The following is a 25550-nucleotide window of genomic DNA, read 5'->3' on the forward strand; positions in this document are numbered from 1 at the left end:
TTTGCTATATGAAACACAAAAGGGCCGAAAGCTTCCGCCCCGCCGTATGGCGGAGCAGAAACTTTCGGCCCTTGTTCATTGCGTTGATGATATTGCTACATAAAATCTGCCTGACAGTACATAATCACGCCATCCTTCATGGTCATCTGGGGGACGATGACCTGATGACCGGTGAATGTATGTCCGGTTCTGTCGCAATAAGGCACTTCCTTTTCTTTCACTTTAAAGATCACAAGATCTGCTTCGGTTCCAGGTGCCATGGAAGCCAGGCTTTCCCGGTGCACCAGTCTTGCCGGAACACGGGTTACCGCATCCAGGACTTCACCAAGGCTCATGCCAAAATCCAGGTATTTGCTCATGATGCGCGGCAGGCTGTGCTGCCGGATCATAAACTTCTCCGCCTCTGATTACAAATGCTCCCATTGAACTTGCTCCTTTTTCTTATTTTTTCGCTGCATCAATTGCTTCAAACAGCTGATTTACAATCTCATCTCCCAGGTCATCACGAACCATTTCGTAAACCGGCTCTGCCTTTTCGCGAAGTTCGGCCAGCACAGAATCATCCAGTGTGATAATCTGGCATCCCGCATCTTCACAGGTCTTTTTGTAGCTCTTAATGCTCTCATCGGCCTTGGAGTTGCCGTACTTGGTTGCAGCTGCCGCACACTCATCAACCAGGGTCTTCACATTGTCCGGAAGGCTTCCATACAGGTCCTTATTCATATAGAAGGTAATGATATGACCCAAATGGTTCGTCTCAACCACATACTTCTGAACCTCCTGCACGTTGTTGCCGACAATGTTCATGTACGGGTTCTCCTGACCGTCGATCGTACCCTGCTGCAGACCCATGAATACTTCTGTGAACTGCATCGGAGTTGCCGCTGCGCCCAGTGCATTCCAGTATGCAATGTGGTACTTATTGGTCATAACACGGATCTTACTTGGAGACTTAAAAAAAGAAGCCACAGGAGAAATCAACCTGGGGCTTACTCATGAACATGGAATCGATTTGTTTACATCCGTTTTTACTTCCTTCAACCAGCGCTATCCAGGCATTTCTTTTTCCCTGACAGAGGCAATCGTGGCGAAACAGAATGAACTGCTTTTGTCCGGTCAGCTGGACCTGGGACTGGTCATGCTGCGGGAATCTGAACGGATCAACCTGGAATATATCACACTCTTTTCGGAAGAACTGATCCTTGGTGTTCCGAAAAATCATCCGGAAGCGGCACGCGCCAATGCATTTGGCACGCCGCTTGCCACAACGGAATTAACCCGTTTTTGGAACAGCAAATTTTCCCTGATCTTCAGTGTCTCCACCATGCGCCAGCTGATTGATCCGCTGTTCCAGGAAGCCGGTTATAAACCAACGATCCTCATCGAAACCGCCATGAACCATGCACTGATCCAGCTGGTAAGCAAGGGCTTCTGCTGTACCATCGTTCCCTATTCCAGAATGCTGAACAGCCCTTACAGTGCAGACTGCGCCTGGTTCAAACTGCCTGGTCGTCCAAGCTGGCAGGTATGCTTCGCCCGCAGAAAAGACACAAGCTTAAGCGAAGCACACCGGTATCTAATCCGGCTGGCCAAGCGCTATGGAGAAACTTTAAAGGAACGCTTCATCTGATCCGGAAACGCTTTTTTGTTTTACCCCGGAGTCATCATTTCCATCTTACCCCAGGATCATCGCCCAAACCGGAATTGTCACAAGGGAAAGCAGGGTGGATACCACAATACATTTTGTTGCAAAGGTATAATCACAGCCATACTTTGCTGCCAGAATCGCAGAAGTACTTCCCGCCGGCATTCCGGTGATCAGGAGGCAGACCCCGGTCAGGAACGGATCAATGCCCGCCAGGCGGCAGCCAACCAGTACCATAGCCGGAAGAATGACCAGACGCAGCGCAGACATGAACAAGGTATTGCTATCCAGCATGCTCTTTAAGGACATGCCAGAGAACATCATACCGATCAGCACCATGGTCATCGCCGTGGTACAGCCGCCTGCGGAGCGCACACCCTTATCCAAAGCACCCAGAAGCACCTTCACCAGATCCGGAAGTACCGGGATTCCACAATTTAAAACTGCCTGATATGCCTCATTCAGTGGTGCCTGAAAGATCATCAGACCCAGGCCGATATACACTGCCACAATACACGGATGAACGACCAGTTTTTTCACCACGCTCTTCATGTCCGGGCTCTCGGTAAAGCAGGCAATACCGGCGGACCACATCATGACACGCATTGGAATGATAAAAATAGATGCATACATCATGCCTTCTGCGCCATAGATTCCCTGTGCGATCGGCAGCCCCAGAAATCCAGAGTTGGAAACGATCGTGCAGTACTGCATAACACGTTTTACTTCCTTGGGTTTATGGTTATAAAGCACTTTGCTGAGGATATAGCACACCAGCTGTACCAACAGAGAAATAGCCAGGACCACGGCAAATTTTCTTAAAATTTCCAGATTAAATTCCATCCGGAAGGAATTGATGATATTACAAGGCAGAAAGAAATACAAAACGAGATCGGTCAGGATTGCCTTTGCATCATCCTTTAAAATGCCTGTACTTTTTAAAATTGCCCCGGCAGCCACCAGAAGAAACATCATGACCTGCAGGGTCCATAAATTACTGATATCCATTTTCTTTTTTGTCTCCCCTTGCTGTAATCTTGTTCTTGTTCAAACATACCTGCGCTAAACAGCGCGTCATAGTACACGTATATATACCCAGAAACAACCAATATCCACAAATAGGGCCGGTCAACAAGTGACCGGCCTCCATTCGAAGTCTGAATCTTGCAGTTTTCAGGCTGCTGTTCGTGTATGCAGAAACAGCGGCCATTCTGAACTTATTCTGTTAAAAATAATTACTTCATCTGCATGCCGACACGGATCATACGGAAAGTTCTGTCTGCTGCATTTGCGTAAAGTTCTTCTGCACGCTCCAGAGCTTCTTCAATATCCATAGCGCCGTTGATGGTCGGAACAATGCTCTCCACGCCAAACTCGTAAATTTTCTCTGCTCCGTTGCCCATACCGCCTACGATTGCAACAGCCGGAACACCTTTTGCCTTGCAGCGCATACCAACACCGCTCGGTACCTTACCAAATGCAGACTGCCAGTCGATACGTCCCTCACCGGTTACAACCAGGTCGGTACCCTCTAACAGACCATCGAAATCGATCAGATCCAGCACGGTCTCGATACCGGACTTTAAGTTTGCCTTTAAGTAACCGCACAGAGCTGCGCCAAGTCCGCCTGCAGCACCTGCACCTGCCTGGTTCTCTACGTCCATACCCTTATCGCGCATCACTGCTGCATAATTCTTCATGCCTGCTTCCAGACGATCCAGGATTTCCGGAGTACCGCCCTTCTGCTTACCGAAGGTATAGGTTGCGCCATCCGGTCCGGTTAACGGGTTGTTTACATCACACATAACGGTGATCTCTGCCTCAGCTACTGCCGGATGAAGACCGCTCATATCGATGTCTGCTACTTTTTCCAGGTCGGAACCAACGCCAGTCAGCTCGTTTCCGTCCGCATCCAGGAAGCGAACGCCCAGTGCACGCATAGCACCCATACCACCATCGTTGGTCGCACTGCCGCCGATTGCGATGGAAAGCTTACGGTAACCGTTGTCCAGAGCGTCTTTAATCAGCTCACCGGTACCATAGGTTGTGGTATTTAACGGGTTTCTCTTATCGGTTGGAACCATCGGAAGACCGGAAGCTGCTGCCATCTCGATGATAGCGGAATCGCCGTGGAATACACCGTAGGAAGCCTCAGTCTCCTCCATGAGCGGGCCGTGTACTTTCACCTTGCGGTAATCACCTTTGGTTACAGCGATAACTGCATCTACGGTACCCTCACCGCCATCTGCGATCGGCACGCCTACTGTCTCACAGCCCGGGAATACACGCTGTGCAGACTCATTTAACAGTTTGATGATCTGGTCAGAAGATAATGTTCCTTTGAAGGAATCGGAAGCAAACAGTAATTTCATAAATCCTCCTTATATAAATGGAATTGATGATATGGTTGGTTTTATTATAACAGAAAATGGACCGGCATTCCAGAAGAATCGCCGGTCCATCGTCAATGCCGTAATTGGTATTCAGTTAGAAATTAAAGCAGACCAGCCTTGGTCATCTCAGCTTTGATCTTGTCTAATACCGGTCCCTCCGGAGTAGCCAGGTTCGGGGTATACGGAAGACCGATGTTACGGCCGCGTAAGTTAGCCATATCCTTTGCTGCTACCGGGAAGCTTGCGCCGTCCATGGACAGACGTACCGGGTTTAATTTGAACTGAGCCTCAAGAGAACCCTGAAGATCGCCTGCAACGTACTTGTTGTATACGTCAGTGATCAGTTCCGGCATGAAGTTTGCTGCGGTACATACACCACCAACTGCGCCGTGGCACATGGAAGCGTAAAGCAGGGTATCTTTTCCGCCAAATACCTTGAAGTCAACGTCTCTGTTTCTGCGGATGAACTCAGAAGTCTGGGTGATATCACCGCTGGTATCCTTCATACCTACGATGTTCGGAACTTCATGAGCCAGTCTCTCAACCAGGTTTGCAGACAGGGTGTAGCCTACACGTCCCGGGTTGTTGTACAGCAGTACCGGAGTCTCCGGAATAGCGTCAGCGATTGCTTTGAAGTGAGTAAACAGCTCGGTCTCAGTTGGCTTTAAGAACATTGGCTGCAGAACAGAAACGCTTGCTGCGCCGTTTGCTACTGCCATCTTTGCAAGACGGATGCACTTCTTGGTGCTGATTGCACCGATACCGAAGTATACCGGAACACGTCCAGCTGCCTGATCTACAACGATCTTTAAGCCTCTCTCCATCTCGTCTTCTTCTACTACGTAGAACTCGCCGTTGCTGCCGAATAACAGGATTCCGCTAACGCCGCCATCGATTACGTAATCAACCTGGCTGCGGATTGCAGCTTCGTCGATCAGCTCATCTTTGTCGATCGGGGTGATCATCGGGACAACTACGCCCTTAATAAACTCTGTATTCATACCTATCTCCTTCCAGCGTTCTGAATTGACGCCTTATCTGACACACTGCTGCCCACGAACCCGTAAGCAGCAGTGCATGATGACTTTATTTTAAATTATTTTATCTGGTAAAGCTTATTATTTAACGATGCTGGTACCAGAAATCTTCTCGTAGTACTTAACGATGCTGGAGTGATCCTCTTTGTCGCATCCCTCAGATCTTAAGAACTGCATGATCTCCATCATCTCAGCGGTTAACGGAGCCGGAGAGCTGATTGCATGAGCTGCGTTCAGAGCGTTGTTCAGGTCTTTGATGTGAAGCTCGATACGGAAGCCCGGCTTGTAGTTGCCAGCCAGCATCATCGGAGCCTTAGCATCCATAACGGTAGAACCAGCCAGACCACCGCGGATTGCCTGGTATACTAACTCAGGATCGGTGCCAGCTTTCTTAGCGAAGGTCAGAGCCTCAGCTACAGCTGCGATATTGATAGCTACTACCATCTGGTTAGCCAGCTTAGCTACGTTACCGGAACCAAGGTCACCAACGTAAACTACGGAACCAGCCATAACCATCAGCATGTCATAGTACTTGTCGAACAGCTCTTTCTTACCGCCGCACATAACGGAAAGGGTACCGTCGATTGCCTTCGGCTCACCACCGGATACCGGGCAGTCAAGCATATCAATGCCGTGCTTAGCCAGCTCAGCACCGATTGCCTTGCTCTCAGTTGGGTCGATGGAGCTCATGTCGATAACAACAAGACCCTCTTTAGCGCCCTCAACAACACCGTTCTCGCCCAGAATTGCTGCTCTTACGTGCGGGGAGTTCGGAACCATGGTGATAACAACGTCAACCTGGGATGCCAGGTCCTTGTTGCTCTCAGCTGCGGTTGCGCCGCAGGATACCAGGTCTGCTACAGCTTCTTTATTGAAATCGAAAACAACCAGCTCGTGACCTGCTTTAACCAGGTTCTTTGCCATCGGTCTTCCCATGATACCTAATCCGATAAATCCAATTTTCATTTTGAATTCCTCTCTTTCTTAAATAAAAAAGTAAAACATCATTTGGTTTCCCTGACAGGATTCGTGCTTTCGCATTTCTTTCTGTCAGCTTATGTCTGAATTATAATCAAACCGGTTCCGCCAAACAATAGGCAGAATATCCAAATCCGAATTCAAAAATGAGGCAAATGTGATAGTTTTTCAATTTTATCGCATTTTTATTTCTTTCAGTTTCATTTTTATTTCATTTTCAACTTATTATTCCATTTTCCTGTGTTTTTTCTGTTAAGTTAAATTTTTTTCTCATGTCCTGCCAGTGCCACTCCAACCCTATTATTTATAGATTCCCTTCATAATATCAGCTAATTCGAAAGGATCTGTTGTCTGGCGCATCTTTGCCATGCGTTCATCATCGAACTTACGAAGTCTCCTGGCATTTTCCAATACTTCTTTCAGATATTTTCGCGGAAATTTTACCGCACCGCTTTCATCCATATGGACAACTTCCATAGGTGCCACATCCATACCGCACATGCTCACCGGAACATTTACCGCCTCAACCGCTGCTGTTCCATGCCCTGCTACCGTACCCGGGAACATACATTGCACTTTCATCGGACGCATCTCATCGATATCTCTTGCAGGAGCATCTCCAATAACACCAACCACACCGAGTTGTTTGAATGCCGTCATCATATTTCCACCGATCAATGCATTCCGGGATTTCATTTTTTCTGAGAAATTTTCTTTCAAAAGAAGAATGACCGGTCCCTCTGTTTCTGCGATTTCCAGCAGAATATCCTTAAATTCCAGACGTTTGAATGCCGGATCTACCATGCCATACACGGCAGTTACCGCATATCCGCACCGTGGTCCCAATTCCGGATACAGGCATCTTAAGTGGTTGTCCGTATACCAGTTTGCCTGCTGTGGATTGTATAAGCCCAGGCAGGAATTCATAGCCGGATAGGTTGCCACCACATTTGTGATTGTCGGCGTATCAAACGCCTCCAGTTCTTTCATAATTTTGATTTCTTCTTCCACAGTCAGCTTTTCCCGTTCCATGTTCTATTCCCCTTTCGAAATCAAACACAAATTATGCTGCAGCTTTTTCTGCTTTCGCTTTCTTGTAAGTACCATATGCAGTATAAGCAACAGCGATCACGGTACAAATCAGGAAGAATGCTGCAATTGGAGACTGGATGATCGGCAGAAAACTTCCATCGGTCTTCATCAGAGATCTTCTTAAATAGGTCTCCAGTGAAGGGGCAAGAATGAATCCAACAACCAGCGGAGCCAGCGGATATTTATGTTTCTTTAAAATGTAACCAAGTACACCAAACAGTACCATGATGAAGATATCCAGTACGTTGTTGTTTGCGCAGTAGGAACCTACGAAGCAGCATACGATAACAACCGGAAGAAGCAGGGTAGACGGAATAGACAGCATCTTGGTAAACAGCGGAAGCCCAAAGTACTCAATTAAGAAGAATGCAATATTCGCAACAATAAAGGTTGCAAGGATTGCATATACCAATGCACCACTCGTCTTAAACAGAAGCGGTCCCGGAACCACGTCATGCATCTGGAAACCAGCCAGAATGACAGAAGTTGCATTATCGCCAGGGATACCAAGCGTCAGCAGAATGATGATTGCACCACCGACGGTTGCGTTATTTGCGGTCTCTGATGCTACGACGCCATCTACAACACCAGTACCGAATTTTTCTGGATATTTAGATGTTTTCTTTGCATAAGAATATGCCATCAGGTTACTTACATTTCCGCCCAGACCTGGAAGAATACCAATAACAAGTCCGATCAGTGCACATGGGATCGCAGTCTTTAAGTGGAAAAAGAATTCTTTGACCGAAATACCAAAGCCTTTCACTTTCTTCTGAACAACCATCTCATCTGCTGCACCACCTGCAGCAACATCTGCAGTATCTTTCTTGTTCTTTGCAGTCATCATGATCTGGGATACTGCGAACAATCCGATCAGAACCGGTACCAGGCTGAAGCCGTTTGCCAGTTTGTTAATGCCAAAGGTATAACGATAGTAAGAACTTAAGCTGTCTGTACCAACAAAACCAAGAGCGATACCCATAAGGCAGGACAGCAGACCTTTTGTCATGCTTCCTTCAGACAGGGCAGATACCGTAGTCAGCGCAAACAGAATGATTGCAAAATAGTCGTAAGAACTGAACTTTAATGCCACACGCGCAATGTATGGTCCGACAAAGGATAATACCAGTGCGCCAAAAATACCACCGATGAAGGAGAAAAGTACTGCTGTTCCCAGTGCTTTCTTTGCCTCTCCCTTCTGAGCCATCGGATAACCATCAAAGCAGGTTGCAATGGAAGACGGGGTTCCCGGGATTCCAAGTAAGATTGCGGAGATCAGACCACCGGAACATCCACCAACATAAACTGCCATCAGGAAAGAAATACCATTTACCGGCTCCATTCCGAATGTAAATGGAAGCATGATCGCCAATGCGGTAAACGCAGATAATCCAGGCAGCGCACCGATAACCAGTCCGCCAAATACACCGCCAATGATCAGTGCCAGTGTAACCGGATTCATAATTGACACAAATCCCTGTAATAACTCCATGACTGCTCCTCCTCTAGTAGAATAATGCGCCCTCTGGGAGCTTGATGCTGAAGACATTCCAGAATACGGTATTTAAGAATACCGGAACAATGACAGCAACCAATACCAGAATGATCATTTTCTTCTTGTCTTTTACTTCGTCTTTTCTCATCAGTACGACGCCTTCAAAGAGCAGATATAAAATAGAAGTAAGGGTAAAGCCGATGCCAAGTACCAGAAGATAGTATGCAAACAGCGCAACGGTCGTCAGGATAAACGGTTTATTTAGCTTTTTCTCTTCTTTTTCTTCTTTTACTCCGGCTGCCTTCATCTGTTTGAGTTCACCCAGCGCACTTACAAGTTGCATCAGTGACAGGATTCCGATCAGGATTGCTACCGCTCTCGGAAAAAATCTGGAACCGAGAATATCTGATGTAGTCGCCGGGATCCAGTAGGATCCTACGAAAATAAATACACCAAACAGGAAGAATACTACAGATGAGCAGACATCATTGTGCTTTTCTTTCATGGTTCTCCTCCTAGGATTCAACGGACATGCCAGTGGCACTGCCGCAATATATAATAAAAAACAGGAGAGACAATATCGCTTCTATCGTCCCTCCGCCATTTTTATGGATTACTGCTGAGCCAGGAACGCATCCTTGTACGGAAGAAGTCCATTCTCATACATACTATTTGCAAAATCCTGTGCTTCTTTGCCTCTCATAAAGTCTACGTTCAAATAATAGCCTTCTACGGTAGAAACAAATTCAGGATCTTCACAAACCTTTTCAATTACATCAGCAAGTGCATCTACGGTCTCGTCCGGAACTTCAGGACCAGTACCCACCCAGAAGAACTTACTGAAGTCGATATCTGCCAGACCGTAGTCCGATGCCATTGGAACATCCGGAAGCAGTTCATTTTTCTCTGCACCCAACAGACACAGCGGAATAAACTCACCAGTGCTGAAGTAATCAGTTGCCAGTGCATAAGAAATGTTGATTACATCTGTCTGCTCACCAAGCAATGCGGTCATCTTTGCTGCGTTGTTTCCAACATCTACAAACTTCAGGCCTGCATTCCACTCTTTGTTCATAGCGATGCCGCAGATCTGGTTGGAAGCACCGATCTTTCCGCCATACTCAATGCTGTCCGGAGCTGCCTGCGATGCTTTCAGTAAATCCTCAAGGGTATTCCAGCCGGAGTTCTTGTTTACTGCAAGTACGGTGGTGTTATCGATTAACGGGATTGCAACGGTCTTGAAACTGTCGATGTTGATCTCGGAGCTGCCCTGCATATACGGTACGAACATATCGGTTCCGTTTACAACCAGGGTATTTCCGTCTGGTTTTGCGTCTAAGCACTCCTGCATGCCCATTACGGTTGCACCGCCGTCTACGTTCTTAACAACAACGTTAACGCCTGCATATTTCTGCATGTACTGAGCAAGAAGACGGGTGTTTCTATCGGTATCACCGCCTGCCTTAACCGGGCAGATCAGGGTGATGGTATCTTTGAATTCATAGTCGGATGCTGCTGCCTCAGATCCTGCCTCAGAAGCTTCCTCAGCTTTGGTCTCTGCTGCTGCCTCGGTGCTCTCTGCTGCCGGTGCTGCAGTGGTCTCTGCTGCTTTCTGGGAAGAACCACAGCCAGCCAGCATGGATGCTGCCATCGCTGTTCCAAGTACTACGCTTGCGATTTTCTTCTTCATAACATTAACCTCCATTAGTATAATTTCTGCAAAAACAGATATCTTTTTTTGCGATTTCTGTTCTTTTTCCCTTACACGTGCCATTATACTGTTGCGGTTTTGTCAAAACAATCGGCAAAGATACGAAAAACCTGATTTCTTGTTATTCACCTTATCTATGTTTTCAATTTTTATTTCACTGCCGTAAAAATTCATTTCACGCATGATAAGTTATATTACATTTCCGTTTTCATTTCAGTTTCCATCTAAACTTCAATCCCATATTTTTTCATGCGTCTCCATAAGGTAACCTTGCTGATTCCAAGCGCCTCCGCTGTTTTTTCACGGTTTCCACAGAAAAGCCGGAGAGTTTCCTGTATCTTGTCTGATTCTTCAGAATGAACCAACGCAGTATACGTTTCTTCCTTCTCTCCAGTCTGCAGCAGCTGTGCATAGATTGAATTTTCCGAAATCTCCCCCATGGTCTCTCCAGTCTCATCCGGATACAGATTTTTGAGAAGCGATACAATTGCAACTTCATCAAATACACGTTTTTTCGCTGTCAGCACAAGCCGATCCATGAAACTTTCAATCTGAAAAAGATTTCCCGGCCATGAGTAACGCTGCAGCACAATTTTGGCTCCCTCTGTTAAAATGTGATAATGAGAATAATGATCACAGCTCTTTTGAAATGCCTGGGTAATTTTATAACGAAGGTCTTCTTTTCTTTCTCTCAGCGGTGGAATCTCAAGTTCCAGACCAGAAAGCAAGTAAAACAGATCTTTTCTCATTTTACCGGATTTTACCAACTCATGCAGTGGCTGACTGACTGTTGCGATCACGCGGACATCCCGTTTTCGCAGGGTTCCCATTTTCGCACCATAGTAAACATGAAAACGGATCAATTGATACAGTCGATACTGGTTCGGAAAAGAAAGCTGATCTGCATCCTGCAAGAGCAGGGTGCCTCCCTGTGCCTGCTGAACTGCTCCATTTTCTCCAAAAATAACATTCCACTGTTCTGTATCATCCAAACCCTCGCATGGAATATCCAGAAATGGTCCCGTCTTTCGCTGACTGCTGTTATGAATACTTTCGGCAATGATTCGTCTTTCAGTTCCCGGCTCTCCTCTTAAAACAACCGGCTGTTCTGAATACGCAAACAGCTTAGCCATTTGGACACATTCCTGCATAACTTCCGAATACTGGATGATATCAGAAAACTGTGCCATCACCGGCGCATATTTTTTTCTATCTGCATTTGTCTCCTGTTCCGTCCGCTCCATCTGTGGTCTTCTCATCCTATGACAAGTCACAATTGCACCGTCCACACTTCCATCTACTACGATCGGGGCAACCATAGTAAACAGCTGCGTATTATTCCGTTCAGCTTGAAAGGAATAATCTTTTCCCGCAGCAAGGATTTCAAGCATTGCCTCTTTTTTGATTTCCGGGAAAATATCATAAATCAGTTTTCCGGTAATTTCTTTCTCCTGCTTCTGAATTAAGCCTTCCATCATCGCATTTGATGACACAATCATCCCATTTCCATCGATCTGAATAATCCCATTATCGGAATAATCAATCAGCGTCTCCAATTGGGCTACCGAACGTTTTTCCACACTTATGGCATAGTCCATTCGCTTTGCCATTTCCAATGCCTGATGCAACGATTCTTCCGTAGAAGACAGGTACAGAGATTTCACCTGAAGCTGCTCTGTAATTTTTAAAACCGACTCCCCGCCAATCACCAGATCGCACTGTTCATTGACTGCCCTTTGCACTAGCCCGGGGATTTCGTCACTGTTATCCACAAGGTACGGCCGAAAATCCACCTCGTACAATTCATTAAAATGAGACATATCACTAAACATATTACGAAAACCAACCAAACCAATCCTTGGAATTTCTTTCCCAATGATACGCTTTGCCTTAACTACCAAAAGTGCCATTTCCTGAGCTGTCATCGTAATTTCGACAATCGGTATGGAAGTATACTGTTTTAACAGAGAAGCCTGCATTCCTCGTGTAATGATAATGGACACCCCATGTTCCGCTACTTTTTTTGCCTCATCCAAAACCATACCGGGATTCGTTATTTTTACTTCTTCCACCTCAAGATCATAGTCCTGCAACAGATTATGTGCCTGATACAACATTTCTTCTTTTGGTAAAAACAGTGCTATTTTTCCCATATATTTCTCCTTTTCAAGCGTCCTTCGCTCATTATAACGTTCTCTTTTCAGCTATGCAAGAAACGAAAAAGGCATACTGTTTTCATTTACAGTATACCTAAATCAAAATAATACCTATTTTATTTCTAACGCATTTTAAACTGCAGCCAGCTTCTGAACCTGCGCCCAGACGGAATCATCTACATGAACACCTTCCCGCATACTCTTTGCACGGGTTGCTAAAGTCCGCTCACCGGGGCAGGTTACATGCCCGCCCTCGGTAACCGGGTGAGCAGCGTCTGCAGCGGCAACACGGTGATTCAGCATATCCTGAATTTCTTCTTTGCTTCCAAACAGATATGGATCATAAGCAATAAAGATCTGACAACTGCCACCACAACTGCCTTTTCCATACTCATCCATGTCAGAACCACTCATACCATTTGCCATAAGTGCTGCCGCCATGTCAAGTGCAATCGCCATGCTGCTGCCCTTCCAGTAACCGGTCGGAAGAATTCTGCGGGTTTTCTCGATAGCACCTGGATCCGTTGTCAAATTACCATTTTCATCAAAACCACCCGGATATGGAAGCTGTTTACCAGCAAGCCTGTATACACCAAGTTTTCCATATGCATACTGACTCATCGCCATGTCCAAAACAATCGGACCGGCTTCCCGTGGAATCGCAAGGCAAAACGGGTTATTTCCAACACTTTGCTCATCGCTGCCCCAGAGCGGCATACAGCTTTCCGTGTTGATCCAGCTGATTCCCATATAACCTTCTTCCGCCATACGCCATGCATAAGTACCGCCTCGCATCCAGTGAGTCGTGTTTTTCAGCGCAACACAACCGATGCCATGTTCCTTTGCCAATTCCACGGCTCGATCTGCACAAAAGATTGCGTTCGTAATACCAATCCCCATATGTCCATCATAATTTTCCACAGCGCCTTTAGCACCGACAAGTTCCGGTTTTCCAGATAAATTGATCCATCCTTTTTTTACATAATCTGCAAAACGTGGGATACGGTTTAATCCATGACTTTCTACCCCGTCAGCACTGGATTCTGTGTGAATCTGTGCACAGATTTCTGCTTCTGTTTCCGTTACTCCAAGATTTAATAATGCTTGTTTTATTGTATTTTTCACTTCATCAAACGCTACCCGCATTGTATCAACCTCCCAGATTTTGTAGCATTCTGTCATCACTGTTTTTAGATTCTATCGATAAATAAAGAAAATAACAAGAAACAGAATCCACAAACTCCATTGATTTTCTTATACATAGAGCATTTGATTTCATTTATTCTTTCATATTATGAAAATTTGAAATATTTTATTGCAGTCTTTTTTCACCTGCTATTCCATACTTCTTCATATGTCTCCACAGCGTTGCCTTACTGATGCCAAGTGCCTGTGCGGTTTTCTCCCTGCTCCCACTGAATTTGTGCAGCAGTTCTTTTATTTTGACCGCCTCATCCGGAAGGCTCTGCACGGTTTCCTGCTGCATTGCTTCCTGCAGTCCGGTTCCCTGTTTTGTTTTATTCTCCTGTCCAACTGATCGTTCCGGGTAAAGTTCTTCCAACAGTTTTCGCACCGCGATCTCATCAATCGAACGCTTTCCTGCCATCAGGATCAGGCGCTCACAAAAGCTCTCGATCTGGAACAGATTTCCTCTCCAGGGATAATTCAGCAGAATCTCCATGGCACCTTTTGTCAGTACATGGTATCGGGAATAATGCTCACAACAATCATGGAGTGTGTCTTCAATCTTTTCGAGCAGATCCTCTTTGCGTTCCCGGAGCGGTGGGACAAACAGTTCCAGTCCAGATAACAAATAATAAAGATCCGGACTGATTTTTCCTTCTTCCATCAGTTCAGAAAGCGGACAGCCGATCGTCACCATGACACGCACATCGACCTTCCGCAGGCTTCCGATATCTGCGCCATGACAAACGCGAAAACGGATCAGCTGATAGAGACGGTACTGGTTTGCCGCTGTCAGTTCTTCCACGTCTCGAAGCAAAAGCGTTCCTCCCTGTACCTGGAGCACCGCGCCGCGGTTTCCGAAGATCATATTTTTCTGTTCCTCCCCGGAAAGACCTTCGCACGGTACATCCAGAAATGGTCCCTGTGCGCGGACACTGCTGTTATGGATACTTTCTGCAAGCATGCGTTTTTCTGTCCCAGGTTCTCCGATCAGCACCACCGGATGTTCAGACAGTGCATACAGGTTTGCCTTGCGGATACACTCCTGCATGGCTTTTGACTTCTGCAAAATATCTTCGAACTGAACCAGTGGCGGCAAAACGCGGCTGTTGTCCCGCTTCTGACTGCTGCGGGATTTTTCCGGTGTTACCGTCTTCTTTTTCATTTTGTGGCAGGTAACAATGGCTCCGTCTACACGGGACTCATATAAGACCGGGGCAAGTACTGCGAAGATCGGAGTCTGGTTCCACTCAAAGAACAGCGAATAGTCTTCTCCTTCCTGAAATACCCGGTTCCATGCCTCTTCCCCGATCATCGGTGCTGCTTTGCGAATATCCTGACCTTTTAACTCTGCTTCTGTTTTTCCGATCATATCTTCCATGAGCGGGTTTACCGCAGTAATGATCCCGCTTCCATCCAGACGGATGACGCCGCTGTAGGAATAGTCTAACAGCGTTTCCAGCTGTGCTGCGGTTTTCTTTTCCACATTCATGGCATATTCCATGTTTTCCGCTGTGGAAAATGCCTGACGCATGGAATCCTCGGTCATGGACAAAAAGAGGGATGGAACCCCGGCTTCCGTTGCAATGGAAACCGCCGTATCACCACCGATCACGACATCTGCGCCATCGGAAATTGCTTTGCGCACCGCTACCGGAAGTTCAGCTCCCTGATCTGCAAAGTAGGTTTTCAATTCAATATTGTAAAGTTCGTCGAAATAGGCCATATCACAGAACATATTGCGGAACCCTACCACTGCAACAACCGGTTTTTCCTTCCCGGCGATCTGCTTGGCGCGCATGACAAGAAGCGCCATCTCCTGCGCAGTCAGAACGATCTCAACAACCGGTGTGTCCGTATACTGTTTGATAATGGATGCCTGAAGTCCGCGGGCAATGATAATAGTTGCCCCATCGGCAATGGAACGGCGCGCCTCCATAACCGTATTTTCGGTATGGATCACCCGCATTTCCTGGATTTCAAATTTTTTTTCCTGCAGAATGTTATGGGCCTGGTGGATCATCTCCTCCCTGGACACCAGAAGTGCTATCTTTCCCACACGTTTACCTCATTTTCAAAATATGCCGCCACGCCAAAACGGCGGGCGGCACAGATTTGTTTACTGCTGCTCTTTGATATTTCTGGAAACCGTGATCTCCTGATTGTCGATGTGCTCACGGATGGCTTTCTTCGCCTCTGCCACATGTCTGGAACGGATGGCTTTTAAGATATAATCATGCTCCACAACCAGGATCTGGCGTTTGTCTGCATCTTTGATGTACTCCAGGCGGTAACGGTACATCTGCTCGCGCAGATTATTCAGGATCTGGACCAGACGGTTATTGCCGGTTCCATTGTAAATGATGTCGTGATAATGCTCATCCGTCTCTGCGATGGTCATGGCGTCTGCGCTCTGGATGGCGCTGCGGAATGCCTCCTGTGCCTCTTCCAGTTCTTTGATATCATCCTCGGTCATGCGCTGGCATGCCAGTTCGATTGCCAGTTCTTCTAAGGAACGGCGAACTTCCAGCACATCGCGCAGACTCTTTTCGGAAATTTTTGCAACCTCAGCACCTTTACGCGGAATCATGAGAACCAGTCCTTCCAGTTCCAGTTTCCGGATTGCTTCACGGATCGGGGTACGGCTGACGCCCAGACGGTCTGCAAGCTGAATCTCCATCAGGCGCTCGCCTGGCTCCAGTTCACCTTTTAAGATTGCCTGACGCAACGTATTGAATACGACATCGCGCAGCGGCAGATATTCATTCATATTAACTTTCAGCTTGTTATCCATGATTTTTCTCCTTCTGATTGTAAAAATTCGTCAAATACACCTGTTTTGCCAGTTCCGCGGATTTTCCAAAACGTAATTCTTCATAAGCATCCTGCGCCGCCTTCGGATTTGTGAACAGTCCAAATACCGTTGGTCCGCTTCCGCTCATCAAGGAACCGATCGCGCCATATTCCAGCATCTTATCTTTGATTTCCTGAATGACCGGGTATTCCTTCACAGTAACCGTTTCCAGAACATTTCCCAGTTTTCCGGCAATCCCCATCAGATCCTGATGTTCAATTGCCTGGATCATTCCATCGATATCCGGATGTTGTTCCGGACGCAGGTCATTGGCATGCAGATTTTCATATACAAATTTTGTGGATACATTGATCCCCGGCTTTGCCACCAGGACCTGACACTGTGGAACCGGAGGAAGCTTTGTCAGTACCTCGCCAATTCCTTCGGAAAGAGCAGTTCCACGCAAAATACAATAAGGAACATCTGCCCCGATCTTTACGCCACGTTCCATCAGCTGTTTTGTTGTCAGCCCCAAACGGAACATTTTGTTTACGCCGAACAACACCGCGGCTGCGTCACTGCTTCCGCCTGCCATACCGGCTGCCACCGGAATGAATTTTTTCAAGCGGATCAGAAGACCATTCTGAACCTGAAATTCATCCATCAGAAGCTTTGCCGCCTTATAAACCAGATTATTTTCATTTACTGGCAGATAATAGAGGTTTGTTTCGACCTGGATTCCCGGTTCTTCTTTCCAGACCAGATCCACCCGGTCAAAAATGCCGACTGTCTGCATGATCATGCGTACATCATGATAACCATCTTCCCGCCTGCGAAGTACGTCAAGGCCAAGATTAATCTTGCCGTATGCCTTGAGACTTAAATGCTTTATCATAGCTTTTCTCCGTTTGAAAGCTGCCCGTCACACCAAATTTTGCGACTGTTCACGATCCGCTCGCGTGTCTGGTAAGTGAATTTCGACGATCCGGACGACTTCTTTTGCTGATTGTATTTATCTGTTACATTGTATACAGTATATTATAGTGCGGATGCACGAAATCTGCAAGGTATTTTGCTATTCTTTTCGCTTTTGTCACTTTTTGACAAAACAGTTCAAAAATCCCTCCAAAAAATGTCATTGACTTTCAAAAAACTTTGCTATAATAAAGCACATATTTATTTCGTATATCGCAAGTGCAAGAACAAGGGCGTTCCGGTCAGTGACTGGAGCGCCCCTTTTTGTATATCGGAAATAAATATAAAAATCCCCATTACAGTGAAGGAGGCTGGTTTTGTATGAAAAAGCTGGAAATCATCATCAAACCCGAAAAACTGGAAGACTTAAAAGGTATTCTGGACAGCTGCGGCGCCCATGGTCTTATGATCAGTAATATTATGGGTTCCGGATTGACAAATAGAAATCGTATAATAAATGAGTTTTTTTCTCAATATGAGTTATTTTCAGGGAGACACCACCGTCTGGCGGTTGTCTCCCTTCTTTTTTTCTGCTATAGTGGTTAGCATGTGCTTACTTTTATTTAATACACCAATCTGCACGCGCACCACATAGGGAGGTTTTTATGGAACTACGACAGTTGGAATATTTTATGATTACCTGTGAGAAAGGCAGTTTTAACCAGGCCGCGGAATGTCTCTACACCACCCAACCCAATGTCAGCAAGGTGATCAGCTCTCTGGAAAAGGAACTGGGGCGCTCGCTTTTTGAGCGCAGCAGCCGCGGGATCCGCATCACCCCATACGGGGAAGCTGTGCGGGAATATGCCCAGAATATTCTTCACAATGTCAGCCTGATCGATTCCCTGAGCGACCACAACCAGGGAAAAAAATTCAGTCTTGCCACGTATCCCAGCAATATGATTTCGCGCCTTCTCACCGATTTTTATAAAGAAATGGGGAGTTCCTATATTGTGGAACACTCTGAAGGAACGGTGGAAGAAATCAGCAACCGGGTAGCACAGGGGCTTTCTGAGATTGGCATTGTCTATATCGCGCAGAAACAGCTGCACCAGTTCCAGCATATCCTTTCCCACAAAAAGCTGAAATTTATCCCCCTGGATGTGAAAGAAGCCTGTGTCTATGTTGGTCCACATCATCCGCGCTACCACGATGAAAGCATTGATTTTCAGGAGCTCTCCAGCCTTTCTTTTGTGCGCGGTGTCCGTGACTTTTTCTCGGTCGAGCACCATTTAAGCCATGTCAGCCTGGGAGCGATCAGCACGGAACAGCTTCATTATTCTGTCTATACCAACAGTGACCACCTGACCATCAACCTGTTGATGAACACCGATGTCTGCAGTCTCGGCATCAATTTTCTCCATGACCAGTACAAGCAGTACGACGTGCAGCAGCTTCAGATCAACAACTGCGAGCCGTTTCTGCTGATCGGCTACATCTGCCCGGAGGAAGGAAGCTTAAGTGAAGCTGCGAAGTGGTTTATCCGTAATTTTCAGGCGATCCTCTAACAAAATTTCTTCTGGTTATAACAATTTAGAATAACTAAGCCCCTCCAAATTCATCAGTAGTAAGCAACCGCTAACCTGTGTTATACTTCCAGACGTCCGCATAAGCCGGACCAATCGAAACCTAGTTGTTTGTGTTGCTGTTATCCTATACCAAACAGTGCCAAGGCAATTACTTATTTTTTTACACAGGAGGAAACTGATTATGAAAAAAAGATGGGGCACTCTGCTTCTTGCAGGTCTCTTAGGCACCGCCGTATTAAGCGGCTGCGGTTCATCCGCGTCTGACTCTGCATCCACCACTGCTGCGGATTCTTCCGCAGAGACAACGGGAACTGCTGATACAAAAAAAGAAGACCTGGTCTTTGTAAACTACCGCGATATCCGCGATTTAAACCCGCATTTATATGCCGGCGAGATGTACGCACAGGAAATGCTCTACGAGGGTCTTGTCAACATCACCGCCGATGGCTTTGAAGGCTGCCTGGCAGAAAGCTGGGATGTCAGCGAGGATGGTAAGGTATACACCTTCCACATCCGCCCGGGTGTCACCTTCTCCGATGGTGAGAAATGTGACGCGTACGCGATCAAGGCAAACTTCGATGCAATCCTGGAGAATAAAGACCGCCACACCTGGCTGGAGATGATGCATCTGTTAGTCGGCGTAAGCGCTCCGGATGAAAATACTTTTGTGATCGAACTGTCTGAGCCGTATTATCCGCTCTTAACCGAACTCGGCGTTACCAGACCGTTCGCCATGATCTCTCCGAAAGCCATGAAAGACGGAAGCACCAAGGACGGCGTGGAGGCTTACATCGGTACCGGTCCGTATGTGCTGGATGAGTTCGTGACCGACGAGTATGCCGTATTCAAGGCAAACCCGACCTACTGGGGCGAGCAGCCGGCGATCAAAACCATTACCGTAAAGGTCATCCCGGATAACCAGACCCGTATCCTGGCACTGGAAAAAGGTGAGATCGATATGATCTTCGGAAAGAATATGATCGATGCAGATGCAATCAATCAGTATTTAGACAGCGACAAATTCACCGTGGAGCTCTCTGATCCGACCTCTACCAGACAGATCGTCCTGAATACCACCTCTGACATTCTCTCCGAGAAGGAAGTCCGCATTGCCCTTCAGCATGCGACCAACAAGCAGAATATCTCTGACGGTATCTTTTACGGTCTGGAAAAACCGGCTGATACCTTATTTTCCACCACAGTCCCATACTGCAACATCGATCTGGAGCCGTATGCCTACGACTTAACCCTTGCCGGACAGATTCTCGATGATGCTGGCTGGAAAATGGGTTCCGGCAATGTCCGTGAAAAAGACGGCAAGCAGTTAAACATTGACCTGCTCTACAACAGCGACAGTGTAACTGAAAAATCCATTGCCGAATATCTGCAGAGCGAATACCAGACTATCGGTGTTTCCTTAAATATCCACGGCGAGGAGGAACAGTCTTACCGCGATAACATGAAGGCCGGTAACTTTGACATGGTGTTCAACATCTGCTGGGGTACCCCGTACGATCCGCAGTCTTCCCTTGCGGCAATGCGCGCCCCGGTATACGGTGACTATGCAGCACAGCTTGGTCTTGAGGATAAGGCTGAGATTGACTCTGCCATTACCGAAATCCTCATCACAACCGATGAGGCACGGCGTCAGGAGCTTTACACCTACGTGCTGACCCATCTGCATGAAGATGCAGTCTACATCCCGCTGACCTACGAATGCAACAAGGCAATCTACCGCTCCGATATGAAAGGCTTCCACTTCACCCAGACCCAGTACGAGGTTCCGTTCCAGGATTTCTCCTTCTAAGGCGGATGAAAAAGCTTCAAATCAGCGAAACCTATACAGGAAGCCGTCTCCTTTGAGGCGGCTTTCCTTGCATTGCATGTTGTGTCTTCGAGACTGACTTATCTGTTATTCCATTGGAGGTATTATCTTGAAACCATATATCATGAAACGGATCCTGTCTGCGATCCCGCTTCTTCTTATTATATCGTTTGTATGCTTTGTATTTATCAACCTGATCCCGTCTGATCCGGCGGAGGTTGCCCTGCGTGTCCGCCAGGTCCCGATCATCACAGAGGAGGCCATTGCCGAGGTCCGCGCAGAACTGGGTCTCGACAAACCTTATCTGGTGCGCTACTTCACCTGGGTGCTTGACTGCCTGCGCGGCAATTTCGGCATCAGCTACGTCAATCCGACCCGTACCGTTGCCGGAGAACTGCTCCGCTGCATGCCTGCCACCCTGCAGCTTGCCGGAGCGTCCCTGGTCATGGTGATTCTCTTAAGCCTGCCGATTGGCTTTCTTTGTGCCGTATACAAAGATGGCTGGTTTGACCGGATCATGCGCGGCATCGTCTTTATGACTACCGCTATGCCTGCTTACTGGGTTGGACTACTCTTGATGTGGCTGGTTTCCATTAAGCTGGATCTTCTGCCGACCAGCGGAAACGGGACCCTGAAACATCTGATTCTCCCCGCTTTCACCGTATCGTTAAGCTATATTTCCACCTACATCCGTCTGATCCGCAACAACATGCTGGAAAACATGAAACAGGATTATGTACTCTACGCCAATGTGCGCGGACTTCCACAGAAATCCATCCTGGTAAAACATATCCTGAAAAACTCCATGCACACCTGCATCGTCGCCATCGGTATGAGCATCCCGCAGCTGATCTCCGGAACCATTGTCGTGGAAAACGTGTTTGCATGGCCGGGACTTGGAACGCTTTGCATCAGTTCTATTTTCAACCGCGATTACCCGGTCATCCAGACCTATGTGCTTTTGATCGGTGTTTTATTCGTTGTATTTAATCTGCTGTTCGATATCCTTCAGACAGTGTCAGATCCACGTATGAGAAAGGAGAGTCACTAATCATGCTTCATCGTTTTCTTCATAATAAAACGGCCGTCGGTACGGTCAGCCTGGTTCTGATCGTGGCCCTCATCGGAATTTTTGCCCCGGTCATTGCCCCGCACGACCCATATGCCACCAACATTCTCAACAAATTTGCGCACTTCAGCAGGGAATATCCGCTTGGAACGGACAATCTGGGACGCTGCATTCTCTCCCGCATGATCTACGGCATCCGGCCGACGCTGGGTCTGGCTGTCCTTACCATGCTTGGCACCATCGGCCTGGGCGCCCTGATGGGACTTTTAGCCGGATATTTCCGCGGGATCACGGAGGAGCTGATCATGCGCGTGGTTGATGTAATGCTTTCCTTTCCGAGCCAGATCATGGTATTTGCCGTTGTGGCACTCCTTGGCATCAACGTGCAGAACGTGATCCTGGCCAATGTCTTCATCAAGTGGGCCTGGTACGCCCGCATGATCCGCACCGGTGTCATGCAGTACCGCGACCGGAACTTTGTCCAGTTTTCCCGCTGCATCGGCACACCGGAACGTTTCATCCTCTTCCGGCATCTGGTCCCTTCCATCGCGGCTGACCTGGCTGTGCTTTCTTCCCTCGATGTCGGCTGGGCCATCATCAACATTTCTACCCTGTCCTTTCTGGGACTCGGTGTCCAGGCTCCTACCCCGGAATGGGGTGCCATGCTCAGTGAAGCGAAAAATGTCCTGACCAGCAATCCGGCGCAGATGCTGGTGCCGGGTATCGCCATTGTCATTCTGGTATCTGCCTTTAACCTGATGGGCGATGCCATCCGCGATGTGCTGGATCCAAAGGAGGTGCTGTAATCCATGTCTGCGATCTTAAAGGTTGAAAATTTAAATGTAACACTCACCCAGCGTAAAAGTTCCAAAAAGCTGGTGGAAGAGGTAAGCTTTGAAGTCCATCCCGGCGAATGTCTGGGCATTCTCGGAGAATCTGGAAGCGGAAAAAGCATGACCGTAAAGTCTGTGCTCGGTCTGCTGGACAAAAATTTCCAGATTTCCGGCCGTGCCATCTTCGACGGGCAGGATCTTTTGCGGGAATCCAAAGAAGAGCTGCGCCGTCTGCGCGGCAGCCGCATCACCATGGTGCTGCAAAATCCCATGACCTGCTTTGACCCGCTCTACCGCATCGGAAGCCAGATGGCAGAGACCTTCGCCACCCATACCACATGGAGCGCACAGGAAATCCGCTCCCACTCTCTGGAAATCCTGGCGCAGATGCGGATCCGAAACGGGGAGGAAGTACTGGAAAAATATCCGCACCAGCTCTCCGGAGGTATGCTGCAGCGTATCATGATCGGCATCGCCATGGCCTTAGAGCCGGAACTTCTGATCGCCGACGAGCCTACCACCGCCATCGATGCGATCACCCAGTACGAGATTTTAGAGGAATTTGTCCGGATCAAAAAAGAAAAACACACCGCCATGCTGTTTATCACGCATGACCTGGGTGCGATCTCAAAAGTGGCTGACCGCGTTCTGGTCATGAACAGCGGACATATCGTGGACAGCGGGACCTTCGAACACATTCTCATGCATGCCAACGATCCATACACCCGGATGCTGGTAGAAAAACGTTCTGCCGTGATGCACCGCTACCGCCAGGTTTTGCACGGAGACCCAATTTTGAGCCAAAACCAGATCCTGAATAGAAGCCAGGTTTTGAATGAAAAAGGACTTCTGAATGAGAAACAGTTTCTGGACGAAAGCCAGATTTTGAATAGAAAGGAGAATGCCGCATGCTAGAATTAAACGATATCTGTGTCAGCTTCCGCAGTGAACGCCAGGAAAAACTCTTCGGCACCAGCCGTGACCAGATTCTCTTTGATGTATCCCTGCGCGTTCCACAGGGGACCTGCCTCGGCATCTTGGGCGAATCCGGAAGCGGAAAATCCACCCTGGGCCGTGTGATCTGCGGGCTGTTAAAACCAGACCGCGGAGAAGTACGGATCCACGGCACCTCTGTCTATGCTTCCCGGAGTGGACGCAAGAATCTCCAGAAACGCTTAAGCGTCGTCTTCCAGGACTACACGACCTCCGCCAATCCACGGTTCCGGGTAAAAGAGATCATTGCAGAAGGACTTGCAGCAAGGGAACGGAACCAGAAAAACAACGGCGGCATTGCAGGCATCACGAATACCGCACAGCCTGGCACTCCGGCAAAATGGAACCGGCAGGAAGAAACCAGCCATCTTTTAGAGCTTGTCGGTCTCAATGCCTCCTATGCGGACCGCTACCCGCATGAACTCTCCGGGGGACAGCTGCAGCGTGTCTGCATTGCGCGGGCGGTGGCCTGCCAGCCGGAAATCATTCTGTTTGACGAGGCAATTTCTTCTCTCGATGCGCACACCCAGGTACAGATCATGGACCTGCTGCGCGACCTGAAAGAAAAGCTTGGCCTGACCTATATTTTCATCACACACGATCTGACTTCCGTGACCTATCTCTGTGATGATGTGCTGTTTCTTTATCATGGTCATGTCACAGAGCACATTCCGGTATCCTGCATTGCGGAAACAAAGGATGCGTATGCGCAAAAACTTTTGAGCTCTATCATTGAATTTGAGTAATGATAAATGTAGCAAAAGGAGATCTTATATCTATGAGACTGTCTGACTTAAAAGCCGGCACCGGAATAAAACAAACACTTCTGCTGCCTGTCACCAGCCCCTATCCCATCCAAATGACCGTGATCTGCGGCAGCCAACCCGGAAAAACGCTGGTGGTTACCGCCGGAGTACATGGCTGCGAATACGTCGGCATCGAAGCACTCCGCAGCCTTGGAAACGAATTAGAACCTGACAATCTTTCCGGGCGCATGATCCTTCTGCCTCTGGTAAACCCGGAAGGCTTCTACCACGGTGCAAAACAGATCATTCCAGCCGACGGCCAGAATCTAAACCGGATGTTTCCCGGAAGTAAAGAAGAGACCTTTTCCAGCCAGCTCGCGAAGGTGCTGGAAGAAACCCTGTACCCGGAGGCAGATTTTCTGATGGATCTGCACGGTGGAGATGTCAACGAAGCACTGACTCCGCTGATTTTCTTCCCCACAGCAGTGCCGGAAAAGCTTGCAACGCAATCTGCTCTGGCCGCAGCCGCCCTCTCGGTTCCTTACCGGGTTGCTTCCACCTCAAAAAACGGTCTCTACAGCTGGGCCGCACAATGCGGGATCCCGGCCCTGCTGGTAGAGCGCGGAGAGCGCGGGCTGTGGAGCACAGAGGAAGTTGCTGCATGCAAACATAATGTATATGAGATGATGGAGCATCTCGGGATGCTTCCTGTCACACAAGCAACCGATAACCAGCAAGAGCAGACATCGCTTCGTACAAAAGCGTTTTCAAGACCAACTGAAATCAACGACTCACGTTCTGCAGAAGCACATTCTGAACAAACCGAAATCCGCGATGCACTTTATGCAGAGGCGCCTTCCGACGGTTTCTGGTATCCTGCCATGAAAAAAGCCGGAAAAACCGTTCCAAAAGGTGCCCTGCTTGGCACTCTGAACGATGTTTCCGGCAAAGAAATCTTTCGCTGCATTGCCCCGTTTGACGGTGTCATCCTCTATTTCACCTTAAGTCTCGGTGTAAAATCCGAGGATCCGCTGGTCGCATTCGGAAGATTGGAGCATATTTAGTTGCTGGGCACGCATGCGTGAACAGTAACC

At 47.8% G+C, this 25550-nt stretch carries 23 protein-coding genes and 1 pseudogene; 9 read left to right on the plus strand and 15 right to left on the minus strand.

Going from position 1 to position 25550, the window contains the following annotated elements; all coding sequences use genetic code 11:
* Positions 1-95 precede the first annotated feature (95 nt).
* Both DWZ40_RS00495 and DWZ40_RS00500 read right to left on the minus strand, forming a co-directional pair.
* Positions 96-389, minus strand: a complete 294-nt coding sequence (locus DWZ40_RS00495) for an amidohydrolase family protein (protein WP_118540195.1) — start codon at positions 387-389, stop codon at positions 96-98.
* A 52-nt stretch (positions 390-441) separates the two neighbouring features.
* On the minus strand, positions 442-930 hold the full coding sequence (locus tag DWZ40_RS00500) for a TRAP transporter substrate-binding protein (RefSeq protein ID WP_118540196.1): 489 nt from the start codon (positions 928-930) through the stop codon (positions 442-444).
* On the opposite strand from DWZ40_RS00500, the gene DWZ40_RS00505 reads away from it, so the two are divergent.
* Entirely contained in the window at positions 911-1630 is a 720-nt protein-coding gene (locus tag DWZ40_RS00505) for a LysR family transcriptional regulator substrate-binding protein (RefSeq protein ID WP_243035138.1), read from the plus strand. The genes DWZ40_RS00500 and DWZ40_RS00505 overlap by 20 nt on opposite strands.
* 45 nt (positions 1631-1675) lie before the next feature.
* Here the strand turns inward: DWZ40_RS00505 and DWZ40_RS00510 are convergent, their stop codons facing one another.
* The 13 genes from DWZ40_RS00510 to ispE form a co-directional block, all read right to left on the minus strand.
* Complete coding sequence (locus tag DWZ40_RS00510) at positions 1676-2653, minus strand: AEC family transporter (RefSeq protein WP_118540197.1); 978 nt, start codon at positions 2651-2653, stop codon at positions 1676-1678.
* A gap of 227 nt (positions 2654-2880) precedes the next feature.
* The gene (locus DWZ40_RS00515) at positions 2881-4017 is read right to left on the minus strand and encodes a glycerate kinase (RefSeq protein WP_118540198.1); all 1137 of its coding nucleotides are present in this window, start codon (positions 4015-4017) and stop codon (positions 2881-2883) included.
* A gap of 122 nt (positions 4018-4139) precedes the next feature.
* Entirely contained in the window at positions 4140-5039 is a 900-nt protein-coding gene (locus DWZ40_RS00520) for a dihydrodipicolinate synthase family protein (RefSeq protein WP_118540199.1), read from the minus strand.
* A gap of 117 nt (positions 5040-5156) precedes the next feature.
* Complete coding sequence (gene garR / locus DWZ40_RS00525) at positions 5157-6041, minus strand: 2-hydroxy-3-oxopropionate reductase (RefSeq protein WP_118540200.1); 885 nt, start codon at positions 6039-6041, stop codon at positions 5157-5159.
* A gap of 312 nt (positions 6042-6353) precedes the next feature.
* On the minus strand, positions 6354-7085 hold the full coding sequence (locus DWZ40_RS00530; RefSeq protein WP_243035139.1) for an RraA family protein: 732 nt from the start codon (positions 7083-7085) through the stop codon (positions 6354-6356).
* A 31-nt stretch (positions 7086-7116) separates the two neighbouring features.
* The gene (locus DWZ40_RS00535; RefSeq protein WP_118540201.1) at positions 7117-8637 is read right to left on the minus strand and encodes a tripartite tricarboxylate transporter permease; all 1521 of its coding nucleotides are present in this window, start codon (positions 8635-8637) and stop codon (positions 7117-7119) included.
* 13 nt (positions 8638-8650) lie between these two features.
* Positions 8651-9145: a tripartite tricarboxylate transporter TctB family protein gene (locus tag DWZ40_RS00540; protein WP_118540202.1), complete on the minus strand. Its 495-nt coding sequence runs from the start codon at positions 9143-9145 to the stop codon at positions 8651-8653.
* Between the two features lie 108 nt (positions 9146-9253).
* Positions 9254-10330, minus strand: a complete 1077-nt coding sequence (locus tag DWZ40_RS00545) for a tripartite tricarboxylate transporter substrate binding protein (protein ID WP_182431570.1) — start codon at positions 10328-10330, stop codon at positions 9254-9256.
* Positions 10331-10575: 245 nt separating this feature from the next.
* Positions 10576-12504, minus strand: coding sequence for a PrpR N-terminal domain-containing protein (locus DWZ40_RS00550; RefSeq protein ID WP_118540204.1), 1929 nt, complete (start codon positions 12502-12504; stop codon positions 10576-10578).
* 135 nt (positions 12505-12639) lie between these two features.
* Complete coding sequence (gene yiaK, locus DWZ40_RS00555; RefSeq protein ID WP_118540205.1) at positions 12640-13653, minus strand: 3-dehydro-L-gulonate 2-dehydrogenase; 1014 nt, start codon at positions 13651-13653, stop codon at positions 12640-12642.
* 166 nt (positions 13654-13819) lie between these two features.
* Positions 13820-15751, minus strand: a complete 1932-nt coding sequence (locus DWZ40_RS00560; protein WP_118540206.1) for a PrpR N-terminal domain-containing protein — start codon at positions 15749-15751, stop codon at positions 13820-13822.
* Positions 15752-15811: 60 nt separating this feature from the next.
* Positions 15812-16486 (minus strand): GntR family transcriptional regulator, encoded by a 675-nt coding sequence (locus DWZ40_RS00565; RefSeq protein WP_118540207.1) that lies wholly within the window; start codon positions 16484-16486, stop codon positions 15812-15814.
* A complete protein-coding gene (gene ispE, locus DWZ40_RS00570; protein ID WP_118540208.1) occupies positions 16479-17381 on the minus strand; it encodes a 4-(cytidine 5'-diphospho)-2-C-methyl-D-erythritol kinase in 903 nt (300 codons plus the stop codon). The genes DWZ40_RS00565 and ispE overlap by 8 nt, the downstream gene beginning before the upstream one ends.
* Before the next feature lie 401 nt (positions 17382-17782).
* Here ispE and DWZ40_RS19940 point away from each other — a divergent pair.
* The 8 genes and pseudogenes from DWZ40_RS19940 to DWZ40_RS00610 all read left to right on the plus strand — a co-directional run.
* Positions 17783-17893 (plus strand): annotated as a pseudogene (locus DWZ40_RS19940) (P-II family nitrogen regulator); the annotation flags it as partial.
* A 173-nt stretch (positions 17894-18066) separates the two neighbouring features.
* Positions 18067-18969: a LysR family transcriptional regulator gene (locus DWZ40_RS00580; RefSeq protein ID WP_118540210.1), complete on the plus strand. Its 903-nt coding sequence runs from the start codon at positions 18067-18069 to the stop codon at positions 18967-18969.
* A 202-nt stretch (positions 18970-19171) separates the two neighbouring features.
* Positions 19172-20797, plus strand: a complete 1626-nt coding sequence (gene nikA / locus DWZ40_RS00585) for a nickel ABC transporter substrate-binding protein (RefSeq protein WP_118540211.1) — start codon at positions 19172-19174, stop codon at positions 20795-20797.
* A 127-nt stretch (positions 20798-20924) separates the two neighbouring features.
* Entirely contained in the window at positions 20925-21866 is a 942-nt protein-coding gene (gene opp1B, locus DWZ40_RS00590; RefSeq protein ID WP_118540212.1) for a nickel/cobalt ABC transporter permease, read from the plus strand.
* Between the two features lie 2 nt (positions 21867-21868).
* The gene (opp1C, locus tag DWZ40_RS00595) at positions 21869-22690 is read left to right on the plus strand and encodes a nickel/cobalt ABC transporter permease (RefSeq protein WP_118540213.1); all 822 of its coding nucleotides are present in this window, start codon (positions 21869-21871) and stop codon (positions 22688-22690) included.
* A gap of 3 nt (positions 22691-22693) precedes the next feature.
* Positions 22694-23632 (plus strand): ABC transporter ATP-binding protein, encoded by a 939-nt coding sequence (locus DWZ40_RS00600; protein ID WP_118540214.1) that lies wholly within the window; start codon positions 22694-22696, stop codon positions 23630-23632.
* Positions 23626-24456, plus strand: coding sequence for a dipeptide/oligopeptide/nickel ABC transporter ATP-binding protein (locus DWZ40_RS00605; RefSeq protein ID WP_118540215.1), 831 nt, complete (start codon positions 23626-23628; stop codon positions 24454-24456). The genes DWZ40_RS00600 and DWZ40_RS00605 overlap by 7 nt, the downstream gene beginning before the upstream one ends.
* A gap of 32 nt (positions 24457-24488) precedes the next feature.
* Positions 24489-25520 (plus strand): succinylglutamate desuccinylase/aspartoacylase family protein, encoded by a 1032-nt coding sequence (locus DWZ40_RS00610; RefSeq protein WP_118540216.1) that lies wholly within the window; start codon positions 24489-24491, stop codon positions 25518-25520.
* Positions 25521-25550: the final 30 nt, after the last annotated feature.

The sequence above is a fragment of the Clostridium sp. AF32-12BH genome (genome assembly GCF_003477935.1).
Lineage (GTDB): Bacteria > Bacillota > Clostridia > Lachnospirales > Lachnospiraceae > Brotaphodocola.